General features: G+C 62.2%; 14 protein-coding genes. 9 read left to right on the plus strand and 5 right to left on the minus strand.

Annotated elements, in window-relative coordinates:
- Nucleotides 1-62: 62 nt before the first annotated feature.
- A complete protein-coding gene (gene recQ, locus H0W47_RS10555) occupies nucleotides 63-1,937 on the minus strand; it encodes a DNA helicase RecQ (protein WP_296924053.1) in 1,875 nt (624 codons plus the stop codon).
- An 87-nt stretch (nucleotides 1,938-2,024) separates the two neighbouring features.
- Complete coding sequence (locus tag H0W47_RS10560; protein ID WP_296924055.1) at nucleotides 2,025-2,417, minus strand: rhodanese-like domain-containing protein; 393 nt, start codon at nucleotides 2,415-2,417, stop codon at nucleotides 2,025-2,027.
- A gap of 104 nt (nucleotides 2,418-2,521) precedes the next feature.
- On the opposite strand from H0W47_RS10560, the gene H0W47_RS10565 reads away from it, so the two are divergent.
- Complete coding sequence (locus tag H0W47_RS10565; protein ID WP_296924057.1) at nucleotides 2,522-3,568, plus strand: homocysteine S-methyltransferase family protein; 1,047 nt, start codon at nucleotides 2,522-2,524, stop codon at nucleotides 3,566-3,568.
- A 48-nt stretch (nucleotides 3,569-3,616) separates the two neighbouring features.
- Here the strand turns inward: H0W47_RS10565 and corA are convergent, their stop codons facing one another.
- On the minus strand, nucleotides 3,617-4,603 hold the full coding sequence (gene corA, locus H0W47_RS10570; protein ID WP_296924059.1) for a magnesium/cobalt transporter CorA: 987 nt from the start codon (nucleotides 4,601-4,603) through the stop codon (nucleotides 3,617-3,619).
- Between the two features lie 217 nt (nucleotides 4,604-4,820).
- Nucleotides 4,821-6,035 (minus strand): patatin-like phospholipase family protein, encoded by a 1,215-nt coding sequence (locus H0W47_RS10575; protein WP_296924061.1) that lies wholly within the window; start codon nucleotides 6,033-6,035, stop codon nucleotides 4,821-4,823.
- 455 nt (nucleotides 6,036-6,490) lie between these two features.
- Here H0W47_RS10575 and raiA point away from each other — a divergent pair, with 455 nt between their 5' ends.
- The 3 genes from raiA (at nucleotide 6,491) to hprK (ending at nucleotide 8,429) form a co-directional block, all read left to right on the plus strand.
- Complete coding sequence (gene raiA, locus H0W47_RS10580) at nucleotides 6,491-6,820, plus strand: ribosome-associated translation inhibitor RaiA (RefSeq protein ID WP_296924063.1); 330 nt, start codon at nucleotides 6,491-6,493, stop codon at nucleotides 6,818-6,820.
- 139 nt (nucleotides 6,821-6,959) lie between these two features.
- A complete protein-coding gene (ptsN, locus tag H0W47_RS10585) occupies nucleotides 6,960-7,433 on the plus strand; it encodes a PTS IIA-like nitrogen regulatory protein PtsN (RefSeq protein WP_296924065.1) in 474 nt (157 codons plus the stop codon).
- A 45-nt stretch (nucleotides 7,434-7,478) separates the two neighbouring features.
- Complete coding sequence (hprK, locus tag H0W47_RS10590; protein WP_296924067.1) at nucleotides 7,479-8,429, plus strand: HPr(Ser) kinase/phosphatase; 951 nt, start codon at nucleotides 7,479-7,481, stop codon at nucleotides 8,427-8,429.
- A 291-nt stretch (nucleotides 8,430-8,720) separates the two neighbouring features.
- Here the strand turns inward: hprK and fur are convergent, their stop codons facing one another.
- Nucleotides 8,721-9,173 (minus strand): ferric iron uptake transcriptional regulator, encoded by a 453-nt coding sequence (gene fur, locus H0W47_RS10595; RefSeq protein ID WP_296924069.1) that lies wholly within the window; start codon nucleotides 9,171-9,173, stop codon nucleotides 8,721-8,723.
- Nucleotides 9,174-9,549: 376 nt separating this feature from the next.
- Between fur and H0W47_RS10600 the strand changes: the two genes are divergently transcribed.
- The 5 genes from H0W47_RS10600 to leuS all read left to right on the plus strand — a co-directional run.
- A complete protein-coding gene (locus H0W47_RS10600) occupies nucleotides 9,550-10,053 on the plus strand; it encodes an outer membrane protein assembly factor BamE (RefSeq protein ID WP_296924080.1) in 504 nt (167 codons plus the stop codon).
- A 5-nt stretch (nucleotides 10,054-10,058) separates the two neighbouring features.
- A complete protein-coding gene (dapB, locus tag H0W47_RS10605) occupies nucleotides 10,059-10,883 on the plus strand; it encodes a 4-hydroxy-tetrahydrodipicolinate reductase (protein WP_296924071.1) in 825 nt (274 codons plus the stop codon).
- 7 nt (nucleotides 10,884-10,890) lie between these two features.
- Nucleotides 10,891-11,631, plus strand: coding sequence for a MotA/TolQ/ExbB proton channel family protein (locus H0W47_RS10610; RefSeq protein ID WP_296924073.1), 741 nt, complete (start codon nucleotides 10,891-10,893; stop codon nucleotides 11,629-11,631).
- Entirely contained in the window at nucleotides 11,628-12,056 is a 429-nt protein-coding gene (locus H0W47_RS10615; protein WP_296924075.1) for a biopolymer transporter ExbD, read from the plus strand. Before H0W47_RS10610 ends, H0W47_RS10615 begins: the two co-directional genes overlap by 4 nt.
- A gap of 123 nt (nucleotides 12,057-12,179) precedes the next feature.
- A partial coding sequence (gene leuS, locus H0W47_RS10620) for a leucine--tRNA ligase (RefSeq protein WP_296924078.1) occupies nucleotides 12,180-13,503 on the plus strand: 1,324 nt, incomplete at its 3' end.

The following is a 13,503-nucleotide window of genomic DNA, read 5'->3' on the forward strand; positions in this document are numbered from 1 at the left end:
TCTGATGCTATAAATTTGATAGCTACTGGCGCAGGTCCAGTATGGGCTGGCGCCCGATTCGATCAAAAGTCCGTGTTGCAGACGCGCAGCACTTCCTTGCCATAGGCTTCGAGCTTTTTGACGCCCATGCCGCTGATACCTTCTAGATCCGCCGTGCTCTGCGGGGACCGCTCGGCAATGGCGCGCAGGGTTGCATCGTGAAAGATCACAAACGCTGGCAGGTTGTGTTCGCGCGCCACCTCGGCGCGCCAGGCCTTGAGCCGTGCCAGCCGTTCCAGCGCACCGGCATTGAGCGAAGCCTCGGCCATCCCCTTGGTGGAGGTTTTCGTGCTGTTTTTGCGGCGCTCGCCGGACCCGCCCAGCGCCTGCTCGCGCAGCATTACGCTGACCTCGCCCTTGAGCACCTGGCGCGCGTCGGGCAGCAGCTGCAGGGTATTGAAGGCCTCGGGGTCGACCCGCACCATGCCCTTGGCGATCAGCTGGCGCAAGACGCCGCGCCACTGCACCTCGGCCAGGTCGGTGCCTATGCCGAAGGTGCTGAGTTTGTCGTGGCTGTGCTGAAGCACTTTTTCGGTCGCCTTGCCGCGCAGGATGTCCATCAAGTGGCCGGCACCAAAGCTGATGCCACTGGCCTGCTGCACGCGGTAAATGCAGCTGAGCATCTTGCGCGCGGCTTCGGTCGCATCCCAGACTTTGGGCGGGTTCAGGCAATTGTCACAGTTGCCGCAAGGCAAACTGTCTTCGCCGAAGTAATGCAGCAGGGCAACGCGCCGGCAGCGCGTGTCTTCAGCCAGCGTGAGCAGCGCGTCGAGTTTGCCGCGCATCACTTGCTTGAACTCCTCGCTGGCCGCGTCGCTGGTGTCTATCATGCGGCGCTGGTTCACCACGTCCTGCAGACCGTAGGCCATCCAGGCGTTGGCCGGCAGGCCGTCGCGGCCGGCCCGGCCGGTTTCCTGGTAATAGCCTTCGATGTTTTTCGGCATGTCCAGGTGCGCGACAAAACGCACGTCGGGCTTGTCGATGCCCATGCCAAAAGCAATCGTCGCCACCATCACCATGCCTTCCTCGCGCAGGAAGCGGTCCTGCCGCTGCTGGCGCAGCGCGCTGTCGAGACCGGCGTGATAAGCCATGGCTTTCAAACCGGCGTCCTGCAGCATGTCAGCCACTTCTTCAACTCGCTTCCTTGACTGGCAATAAACAATGCCGGCCTCGCCCGCGTGTTCGCTCTCGATGAAACGCAACAGCTGGCGCGTGGCCTCGATCTTTTCGACGATGGTGTAGCGGATGTTGGGCCTGTCGAAGCTGCTGACGAAGGCGCGCGCGTCTTCCAGCTTGAGCCGCTCTACCATGTCCTGGCGCGTCAGCGCATCGGCGGTGGCCGTCAGCGCGATGCGCGGCACGTCGGGAAAGGTCTCGTGCAGCAGGCTCAGGGACCGGTATTCGGGCCGGAAGTCGTGGCCCCACTGGCTCACGCAATGTGCCTCGTCGATTGCGAACAGGCTCAGCAGGCCGCGTTCGTGCAGCGAGCCGAGCAAGCCCTTCATGCGTGGCGTGTTGATGCGCTCAGGCGCTGCATACAGCAGCGTCAGCTCGTTGCGCAGCAACTGTTTTTCGAGCGCGCTGCTTTCTTCCTGCGTTTGTGTCGAATTGAGGAAGGCGGCGGACACGCCGGCCTCATGCAGTGCGCCCACCTGATCGTGCATCAGCGCGATCAGCGGCGAGATCACCACCGTCACGCCATGGCCGGCGTTTTGCCGCACGAGGGCCGGGATCTGGTAACACAACGACTTGCCGCCGCCGGTAGGCATCAGCACCAGCGCGTCGCCCCCTTGCACCACGTGGTCGACGATGGCCTGCTGCGGACCGCGGAAGTCCGAATAGCCAAAAACCTGGCCCAGGATGTCCAGCGGGGTGGGAGGCGTCAGTGTGTGTGGCAAAGTGGATGTCAGGACAAAATGCTATTAAATGTATAGCTGCTTACGCCCGTCAGATAAGGGCTGGAGCCAGTTTTGGCTTGGAACCCGCTACATTTGTTCCCAGGGCAGGCCATCAAAGCGCCAGCCACTCAGGGTGGAGCGCTGGAACTGCTCATCCAGTTCCCCCTCGAAGCCATGCACGACGTTGATCACTTCGCTAAATCCCGATGCCTCCAGCGCCTGACCGGCGGCAAGCGTGCGCTGGCCCGAGCGACAGATCAGCAGCACCGGCTGGTCCTTGCCGCTGGCTTCGCGTGTTACGGCGTCGGCAAACTTCTTCGGGTCCGGTGTCAGGTCTGGATACTCGTACCAGGGCACGTTGATCACGCCAGGCGGTCGGCCCACGTAGAGCGACTCGATTTCCATGCGCACATCAACAAACAGGGCGTCGGGGTGCTGCTGGAGATAGTCCCAGGCTTCTTTGGGTTGGAGGTGTTTCATGGTGGTATCCGGCGGGAGCCTTATTGTCGGGCATGTCAGCGGCCACCGTCGGTACGATAACCGCAGGGTTTGTGTGTGTGGGGGCTGACCCTTAAAATCGTGGCATGAAGCAAGCCATCTACACCCGCGGAGCCGCGCTCCCTGCCATCCTGGAAAAACGTATCGCCATCCTCGACGGCGCCATGGGCACCATGATCCAGCGCTTCAAGCTCAGTGAGGCGCAGTACCGCGGCGAACGCTTCAAGGACTTCCCCAAGGACGTCAAGGGCAACAACGAGTTGCTGAGTCTGACGCGGCCCGATGTCATTCAGGACATCCACGAAGGCTACCTGGCCGCCGGCGCCGACATGATCGAGACCAACACCTTTGGCGCGACCACCGTGGCGCAGGCCGACTACGACATGGCCGAGCTGGCAGTCGAGATGAACTACGCGTCCGCCCGCATCGCGCGCGCCGCCTGCGACAAATTCTCCACGGCCGACAAGCCGCGTTTTGTTGTCGGCGCGCTCGGCCCCACGCCCAAGACCGCCAGCATCAGCCCCGACGTCAATGACCCGGGTGCGCGCAACACCAGCTTCGAGGAGTTGCGCAAGGCGTACTACGAGCAGACCGAGGCGCTGGTCAAGGGCGGCGCCGATGTGTTGCTGGTCGAAACCATTTTCGACACGCTCAACGCCAAGGCCGCGCTGTTTGCCATCGACGAGTACTTCGACAACAGCGGCGAACGCCTGCCGCTCATCATCAGTGGCACCGTGACCGACGCCTCGGGCCGCATCCTGAGCGGGCAGACCGTCACCGCCTTCTGGCACAGCGTGCGCCACGCCCAGCCGCTGGCGGTGGGCCTCAATTGCGCGCTCGGAGCGACGCTGATGCGCCCTTATATCCAGGAGCTGGCGCGGGTCGCGGGCGACACTTTCATCAGCTGCTACCCCAACGCCGGGCTCCCCAATCCCATGAGCGACACCGGTTTCGACGAAACCCCGGATGTCACCTCGCGCCTGCTGCGTGAGTTCGCCGCCGAGGGCCTGGTCAACATCGTCGGCGGCTGCTGCGGCACGACGCCGGAGCACATTGGCGCGATTCACCAGGCGGTGGAGCCGCTGGCGCCACGGAGCATTCAGCGCGGGTTCTTTTACAAGGAAGCGGCTTGAGCCGCTTGTTCCAGCTGCAGACGCCGGCTGCACCGGTCCGGACAGGCCCTACTTCAACCAGCCACGCTTCCTGAAATACCACATTGGCACCACCGCACTGGCTGCCATCAGCAGCAAGGCATACGGATAACCCAGGGCCCAGTCCAGTTCGGGCATGAGCTCGAAGTTCATGCCATACACGCTGGCGATCAGCGTGGGCGGCAGCAGGGCCACACTGGCCACCGAAAAGATCTTGATGATCTTGTTCTGGTTGATGTTGATGAAACCCACCGTGGCGTCCATCAGGAAGTTGATCTTGTCGAAAAGAAACGCCGTGTGCGAGTCCAGCGAGTCGATGTCGCGCAAAATCTGGCGTGCTTCCTCGAATTGCTCGGCATTGAGCATCTTGCTGCGCATCATGAAACTCACGGCGCGGCGCGTGTCCATCACGTTGCGGCGAATGCGCCCGCTCAAGTCTTCGTGGCGGGCAATGGCGCCCAGCACCTCGCCGGCCATCACGTCGGTCACATCCCCCGACAGCACCTTGGTACTGACCTTTTCGAGGTCGATGTAAATGCCTTCAAGGGTATCTGCTGAGTATTCGGCGTCGGCGTCGAACAGCTTGAGCAGCACTTCCTTGGCGTCTTCGATCAGCCCCGGCGCGCGGCGCGCCCGCATGCGGAGCAGGCGGAACACCGGCACGTCCTCGTCGTGAATCGAAAACAGCACACCCTTGCTCTTGAGGTTGTCATTGACCAGGTTCAGGATGAAGGCCACCCGCACGGTGCGCGGCTCTTCGTCGTCGGCAATCAGGAAGTCCGAGCGGATGTGCAGCTCGCCGTTGTCTTCTTCGTAAAAACGCGCGGACTCCTCAATGTCCTCGTCCATCACGTCTTCGGGAATCGACAGGCCGTAATACTGCTTGATCCAGCGCTTTTCCTCGAGGGTGGGCGACTCCAGGTCCACCCAGATGGGATGGAAGCGGGAGAGTTCCTCGAGCGATTCGATCTCTTCCTGGAACAGGCGCCCGTTGGCGAGCGTGAAGATATTGAGCATGACTGGCTCCCAATCGGTTTGGGGGCGCCGACACCCCACATCGATTGGCGGGCGTCGGCGGGGTTGTGGATGGTGGCATCGCTTTCAACCCCGGGGACGACTTCTGGCGTCAGTCTGCGGTGCTGAAAGCTAGCGACTGGGGCTGCTTTCCAAGGATTTCTCCGTAATGATTAGCGGGGATTATGACACTTCAACCCCCGAGCGACCATCGCCGGTTCTACATGAAAAAATCGATCAGCTCGGCCTTTTTTGCATAGGCGTCCTGCTCGCCCAGGGCCATCAGCGCCTTGATAAAACCGTGCTCAAACAACAGGTAGCTTGCCAGGGCTGCGCCACCCGGGCTGCCATGCCCGCCCAGCGCCCCCAGTCCTGCCAGCGCGTTGTAGGTGGCGGCAGGCAACTCGCTGGCATGGGCCTGTGCCAGTGCGTCCAGCGACTGCGTCGGTGCAATCGCCAGCACCTCGATAGGACGATAAGGCATGACCGCCGCGATTTCGCGCGGCATCTGGCGCAGGGTCTTGCTCACGCGCTGGGCCTGCTCCACGTCGGCCCGCAGGGTGTCCTGAAAAACGCTGGCCAGCGCATGGCCGGCAATCGCCCCCAGGGTGGGCCGTGCGGCGATGGCTGGCGTGGCTGCGCCCGTCAGACCTGCGCGTTCCGGTTGCCCCACACCAATCACCAGCACCTTGCCGGCGCCCAGCCGCAATGCGGGTGACAGCGGCGAGCTTTGGCGCATCGAGCCGTCGCCAAAAAACTCGCGGTGATCGTCCACCCACAAAGGCGTCGATGGGAACAGAAAAGGAATGGCGCTGGAGGCCATGAGATGTTCGATGGTGATGGGCTGAAACTCGGCCCGCCGCCCGGGCCGGTTCCACGAGTCATCATCGGTGCAGCGCGCCGTCTGGCAAAAAGTCCAATGCACGCCGCTGGTGTAGCTTGATGCGGTCACGGCCAGTGCCAGGAGGGTTTTTTCCTGCAGCGCCCGGTCGATGTTGGCCAGCGAGATCACACGGTGCAAGGTGTCCACCAGCGGCGTGTTGTTCAAAAAAGCCTGTTGCTTGCGGACATGCTGCGACAGAAACAGGGCAGCAGCAATGCGGCTGGACCGTATCCACCCCGGTACCTTGAGTTGGTAGACCTGTGTTGACCGCAGGGTTGTCCAGAAGTCGGCCAGCTGCTCAAACGCGGCCAGGCCTTCCGTGGCCCGGCTGGCGAGGTATGAGGCATTAAGCGCTCCGGCGGAAGTGCCGACCAGGATTTTGAACGGAAACGGTTGCTTTGCAGCGCCGTCCTGTCGCGCCAGCATGCGGGCCAGCGCTCGCAGCACGCCAGCCTGGTAGGCCGTGCGCGCACCCCCGCCCATGAGCACGAGGGCATTGCGCTCTTCATCGGGTCGGGTCAGACCATACGAAATGATTGTTTCAAGTGACATCGGGTAGGTACAAGTTACCACGGCCCCGCAGATGGCGCGGGTGGCGAAATCCCGCAACTTCATTTGACGGCGCATGGGCTGCATCCAGGCCGAGTAAAGCCGGCAAAGGCGCTGAAGCCGGTGTGCTGGAGGTGATCGACAAGACCCGGCGTCTGGAGCAACTGGCGGGTTCCATCCGCGGCTGGACAGGAACCTGACACCATTGACCACGGTTTGGGGTTGGGGGGCTTGTTCGCGTCATTGCCGAAAAGGCATACAAATCAAGGCCTTTCGAAAGTCCTTCTATCTGCGCAGCGAGATTTTCACATCGTTTCATTTTTTGCTGCAATGCACGATTGCGTTTGCCTGACTTCGGGCGCATAGTGAAACCAAGAGAGTTGTCCGTCCGCCGCCACGCCAGCACTGGCAAAGCGGTGTTTTTAACCCTCATCCAGCCATGGAAAAGGAGTCTCTTTATGAATTTGACGATCAGCGGCCACCATCTTGAAGTTACCCCCGCCCTGCGCGGCTATGTGACCAGCAAGATGGACAGGATCACCCGGCATTTCGACCAGGTGGTCGATGTCAAAGTCCTGTTGACCATCGACAACATGAAGGAAAAGGAACGACGCCAGCGGGCTGAATGCAATGTTCACGTCAAGGGGCGCGACCTGTTTGCCGAAAGCTCGCATGCTGATCTGTATGCTGCGGTCGATGAACTGACCGACAAGCTGGACCGCCAGGTCGGTCGTTACAAGACCAAAACCCGGGACCACCACCACGTTGCCGCCAAGCGCCAGGCCTGAAGGCCTTGGCGTCAGCCGCCGAGGCGGCAGGGGCTGAGAGACCCCGCAGCAGGCCGCCTGTGCCCTCAGGCGGCTTTTTTATGCGCCGGATGGTATCGATGCTTATGAAAGTGCATAATTCGGCGACTAAAAGATCGTTATGAACCGTCTTTCGCAAATTTTGCCTTCTACCCAGGTGCTGGTGCGTGTTGAAGCCACCAGCAAAAAGCGTGCTTTTGAGGAAGCCGGCTTGCTGTTTGAAAATCAGCACGGTCTGAACCGCGCCCTGATCACCGACAGCCTGTTCGCCCGTGAGCGTCTCGGCTCCACCGGCCTGGGCCACGGCGTGGCGATTCCCCACGGCCGGATCAAGGGGTTGAAGGCGCCGATGGCGGCGGTGTTCCAGTTGCACGCGCCTATCGGTTTCGATGCGCCCGACGAGCAAGCCGTCGGCCTGCTGATTTTCCTGCTGGTGCCGGAGGCGGCAACTCAGAAACACCTGGAAATCCTCTCCGAGATTGCCGAGCTTCTCAGCGACAGCGCCCTGCGTGAGCAGCTCAAGGCCAGCACCGACGCAGCGGCCCTGCACCAGTTGATCGCCTCCTGGCAGTCCAGCCACGCTGTCACTCCTTAACCTCATGACCCCGGTTGTTCGCGCAGGCGCCAGAGGGGTCCGGTCATGAAACCCACCGTCGTCAGCGCTGATGTGCTGTTCGAGGACCACCGCGCTGCCCTCAAGTGGGAGTGGGTGGCCGGCCTCGGCGCTTCAGAGCGGCGTTTCGACGAAGTGGCGGTGCGTGCCGCCCGCTCCGGCGCCGATCTGGTCGGTTACCTCAACTACATCCATCCCTACCGCGTGCAATTGCTGGGTGAGCGTGAAGTCGCCTACCTGAGCAACGGCAACCCCGAAGACTGCGCGCGCCGCATCGCACGCATCGTCACGCTGGAGCCGCCGGTGCTGATCATTGCCGACGGCCAGGTCGCCCCCGACACCTTGCTGTCGATGTGTGAACGCGCACAGATCCCGATGTTTGCGACGCAGGAGTCGGCGGCGTTTGTGATCGACGTGTTGCGGGCCTACCTGTCCAAACATTTTGCCGACCGCACCTCGATGCACGGCGTTTTCATGGACATTCTGGGTGTGGGCCTGATGATCACCGGCGAATCCGGGCTGGGCAAAAGCGAGCTGGGCCTGGAGCTGATCTCGCGCGGCCATGGTCTGGTTGCCGATGACGCGGTGGATTTGTACCGCATCAACCAGACCACCATCGAGGGCCGCTGTCCAGAACTGCTGCAAAACCTGCTGGAGGTGCGCGGCATCGGCCTGCTCGACATCAAGGCAATTTTTGGCGAGACCGCCGTTCGGCGGAAGATGCGGCTCAAGCTGATCGTGCATCTGGTCCGCCGCGAGACACTGGAGCGCGAGTACGAACGAATCCCCTATGAGCCGCTGACGCAGGATGTATTGGGCATCCCGGTGCGCAAGGTGGTGATCCAGGTGGTGGCTGGCCGCAATATCGCGGTGCTGGTGGAAGCGGCGGTGCGCAATGTCATCCTGCAGCTGCGCGGCATCGACACCTACCAGGAATTTGTCGAGCGGCATCGCCAGGCCATGGAGCGTGGCGGGTAGGTAGAGCCCCCACGTTCGCTCACTGTGTAGCTCCCGAGGCCTTGCAGGCCGCGGCTCGCGAGACGCTTCGCCTCTGTCACCTGTCCAAAGCTGCTCAAGCAGCTTTGGAGCCACAGGCTCCAGCCCCTCGGGGCCGCGCTGCACCTGCGGTCCGGCAGAGCCGGACCCTCGGCCCCGGCTTGAAATAAGAGCAGTCCTCCAGGAGGGTGTCCTTGACCAGCTGATTGCTATGCTATTTATAGCTATCGATGCAAGTCAGTCAAGGGCTGGAGGCCATTTTCTCTTGAAAAATCAGGCGTGATGATGCCGCACCGGGGTGGCGCTGCGGTTGGGGCACTTGTCCTTGGTGCAGTTCGCGTACATCGACAGCGAGTGGTCGGCAATTGCAAACCCCTTGGCCTTGGCGACCGCATGCTGGCGCTTTTCGATTTCGGCGTCGTAAAACTCCTCAACCTTGCCGCAATCAAGGCACACCAGGTGGTCATGGTGTTGGCCCTCGTTGATTTCATACACCGCCTTGCCGGACTCGAAGTTGCTGCGATTGAGCAGCCCCGCCTGTTCGAATTGGGTCAAGACGCGGTAAACCGTGGCCAGCCCGATATCCGAGCGGTCCTCCAGCAGCACCCGGAAAACATCTTCTGCCGTCATGTGGCGCTGCTTGCCCGTTTGGAAAATTTCAAGGATCTTCAGACGGGGCAGGGTCGCTTTCAGGCCGGTGTTTTTGAGTTCATCAATGTTGCTCATGGCGGTATTCCGGGGATAGGTGGCAAAACGGGGCCAATCCAGGCTCTAGGAGCCTGTCGGACTTGAATCGTCGGCTGCAAATCGACCGCAGCGGTTCATTTTTCACCGTCTTTTTGTCCCATAGCTGGGCTATGGGCCGGCAAATCCGGCAAAAACTGTCCTCACTGGGGCCGATTTTCGCTTTCGACGCCTCAAGTCCGACAGGCTCCTGAGGCCCTGGCCAGCGGGGGCTGGCGGGAGCCCTGAGGGTACACACCCTGCCGCTACAATGATCAATCATATCGCTACACCTCAACCCATGTCTGCAAAAAATCGTCACGGCACCCGAATCGCTCTAACCGTCCTGGCGTGTGTGGTGCTCAGCGCCTGCAGCAGCATGAAGAGCATGACCAGCGGGCTCAGCGACAGCAAGGTCAATCCGGTCAACTGGATCACGCCCTACAAGGTAGAGATCGTCCAGGGCAATTTCGTGTCCAGGGAGCAGGTCGAACTGCTCAAGCCCGGCATGCCACGCGCGCAGGTGCGTGAGGTGTTAGGCACGCCGCTGCTGGCCAGCGTGTTCCACGCTGACCGCTGGGACTATGTCTTTACCCTGAAGCGGCAAAACGCCGAGCCCCAAGCGCTCAAGCTGACGGTGTTTTTCAAAAATGATGTGCTGGAGCGGTTTGAAGGCGACGCCATGCCCAGCGAGACGGAATTTGTCTCCAAGCTCGACTCTCGCCGCAAACTCGGCAAGGTGCCGGTGCTGGAGCTGAGCGACGAGCAACTCCAGGCCGTCGAGAAAAAGGGGGCGACCTCCAGCGTGGCGCCCGCCATGCCATCGGCGCCTGCCGCAGCGCCGAGCGGCAGCTACCCGCCTCTGGAAAGCCCGGCACGGTGAGTGCCGTGGCCACCAGCAGCAGCGCGCCCCATCACCTGATTGCCGTCGCCGGTGCCAGCGGCCGCATGGGCCAGATGCTGGTCGAAGCGCTTCGCGCCAGCGGCGATTGCCGGCTGACCGGCGCCCTGGATGTGGCCGCGAGTCCCGGGCTGGGCAAAGATGCCGCCGCCTTTCTCGGTCATAGCAGCGGCGTACTTATCACCGCCGACCTGGCAGCCGGCCTGTCCGGTTCTGAGGTGCTGATTGATTTCACCCGGCCGGAAGGCACCATGGCGCACCTGGCCAAATGCCGCGAACTCGGCGTCAAGATGGTCATCGGCACCACCGGATTTTCCGATGCGCAAAAAGCCGAGATCGCCGCGGCCGCCAAAGACATTGCCATCATGATGGCACCCAACATGAGTGTGGGTGTGAACGTGACGCTCAAATTGCTGGAGATGGCTGCCAAGGCCATGCCGACCGGCTACGACATTGAAATCATCGAAGCGCACCACCGGCACAAGGTCGATGCACCGTCGGGCACCGCGCTGAAAATGGGCGAGGTCATTGCCGACGCGCTGGGCCGTGAGCTCAAGGACTGCGCGGTGTACACCCGCGAAGGCATTACCGGCGCACGGGATCCTTCGTCCATCGGTTTCGCCACCATCCGCGGCGGCGACATCGTTGGCGACCACACCGTCCTTTTTGCGGGTACGGGCGAACGGATTGAAATCAGCCACAAGTCCTCCAGCCGGGTGACCTATGCCCAGGGCAGCTTGCGGGCCGCGCGTTTTCTGGCAGGCCAGCGGGCCGGTTTGTTTGACATGTACGACGTGCTCAACCTCAAGTGATCCGCTGATGAACATCCTGGCGCTGATCACCCAAGGCGACGCGGTGACCGGGCTTGTCGCCGCGCTGCTTCTCCTCATGTCCGTGGCCAGCTGGGTGGTCATCGTCTGGAAAGCCTGGCTGCTCCGACGCGCGCGCGGCGATGTAGCCCGCAGCACAGCGGTGTTCTGGCAGTCCTCCGCAATCAAGGATGCGCAGCAGAAGGTTGCTGCCTTTGATCGTGAGTCACTGGTCCTGCCCCTGATCGCCGCTACGGGCGCGCAGGCCCCGGGCACCCTGGCCTCGGCTGGCGACCGGTCGCAGCAACTGACCCGTTTGCTTCGCGATGCGCTGCACGGGGTGTTGCACCGCCTGCATTACGGCCAGGTCCTGCTGGCCACCGTCGGATCGACCGCGCCCTTTGTCGGCCTGCTGGGCACGGTCTGGGGGATTTACCATGCGCTGGTCGGCATCGCCGCCGCCGGGCAGATCACCATCGACAAGGTGTCCGGCCCGGTCGGCGAGGCGCTGATCATGACTGCGGCCGGTCTGGCGGTCGCCATCCCGGCCGTGCTGGCCTACAACATTTTCGGGCGCAACATCAGCCGCATCGAGGCTGATCTTGAAGGCTTTGCCTACGATTTGCGCGAGCTGCTGGCCGCGACAGGCGCGGTGGCGGGGCAGCAATTTTCCGACGGGCCGCCACTAGGAAAATTAGCCCCCCAGGGGGGCAGCGCGGTACACGCAGTGACAAGCGTGGGGGCTCCATGACTTTTGGCAGGCTTGAACGCACGCCCGGTGCGCAACCCTTCAGCGAGATCAACGTCACGCCGCTGGTTGATGTGATGCTGGTGCTGGTGGTGATCTTCATCATCACCGCGCCCTTGCTGGCCAGCTCGATCCGCCTGGACCTGCCCCGCAGCGACGCCGCCCAGCCCGGCGATGCCCCGCAGTTCGTGAGTCTGGTGGTGGACAAAACCGGCCAAGCCTTTCTGAACGACCAGCCCGTGTCCGCTGAAAAGTTGGCTCAGCGTCTTGGGCAGAGCGCCGATCGCAACCCGGACACCGAAGTGCAGTTGCGCGCCGATCAGGCCGTGCCGTATGGCCGCATCGTCGAGGTGATGGGCATCGCGCAAAAAGCCGGCCTGAACCGCATCGGTTTTGTCGCGGATGCCCCGCCAGCGGCGCGCCCGTAAAATCGTCACGATCAGCCCAATCGAGTCTCCGGAAAACGCCGGGCCTGCGCCGGCGTCTTCCAGGCCTTTTAACCGACCGAAAGTATCGTGCCCTGCCCCGTGAAGCCGGCGGGCGAGCCTGCCATGCAAGAAAAATACAGCCACCTCGACGTTGAGCGCAACGCGCAATCCCACTGGAACGCGGCCGATGCCTACCGCGTCACTGAAGACTCGTCCAAGAAGAAATACTACGCCTGCTCCATGCTGCCCTACCCCAGCGGCAAGCTGCACATGGGCCATGTGCGCAATTACACCATCAACGACATGCTCACGCGCTACCTGCGCATGAAGGGCTACAACGTGCTCATGCCCATGGGCTGGGACGCCTTCGGCCTGCCGGCCGAAAACGCTGCGATCAAAAACGGCGTGCCGCCCGCCCAGTGGACCTATCAGAATATTGCCTATATGAAGCAGCAGCTTCAGGCCATGGGGCTGGCCATCGACTGGTCGCGCGAGGTCGCCGCCTGCGATCCCGGCTACTACAAGTGGAATCAGTGGCTGTTCCTGAAGATGCTGGACAAGGGCATTGCGTACCGCAAGACCCAGGTGGTGAATTGGGACCCTGTGGATCAGACCGTTCTGGCCAATGAGCAGGTGGTGGACGGCCGAGGCTGGCGCACCGGCGCGATTGTTGAGAAACGTGAGATCCCGGGCTATTACCTGAAGATCACCGACTACGCCGAAGAGTTGCTGGATCACGTGCAGCACAAGCTGCCGGGCTGGCCCGAGCGGGTGCGGTTGATGCAGGAAAACTGGATCGGCAAAAGCGAAGGTGTGCGTTTTGCCTTCACTCATGACATTCAGGGCAGTGACGGCGCCTTGATTGGCGACGGCAAGATGTACGTTTTCACCACGCGCGCCGACACCATCATGGGCGTGACTTTTTGCGCCGTGGCACCGGAGCACCCGCTGGCGATCCACGCGGCAGCGTCGAACCCCAAGCTGGCCGCCTTCATCGAGGATTGCAAGTCCGGCGGCACCACCGAAGCCGAACTGGCTACGCAGGAAAAAAAGGGCCAGCCTACCGGACTGTTTGTCTCGCACCCGTTGACCGGAGACAAGGTCGAAGTCTGGGTCGGCAACTATGTGCTCATGAGTTACGGCGACGGCGCGGTCATGGGTGTTCCGGCGCATGACGAGCGTGATTTCGAGTTCGCCAAAAAATATGGCCTGGCGATCAGGCAGGTCACCGACGTAGCCGGAAAATCCTACAGCGCCGAAGCCTGGGCTGACTGGTACGGCGACAAGCAGCAGGGCGTGGCCATTCAGTCCGGCAAATACGATGGGCTGGCGTTCAAGGCGGCGGTCGATGCCGTCGCCGCCGACCTCGCTGCCAAAGGTCTGGGCGAGAAGAAAACCACGTGGCGCCTGCGCGACTGGGGCGTGAGCCGCCAGCGCTACTGGGGCA

The organism is Polaromonas sp. (genome assembly GCF_013817205.1).
Taxonomy (GTDB): Bacteria; Pseudomonadota; Gammaproteobacteria; order Burkholderiales; family Burkholderiaceae_C; genus Polaromonas.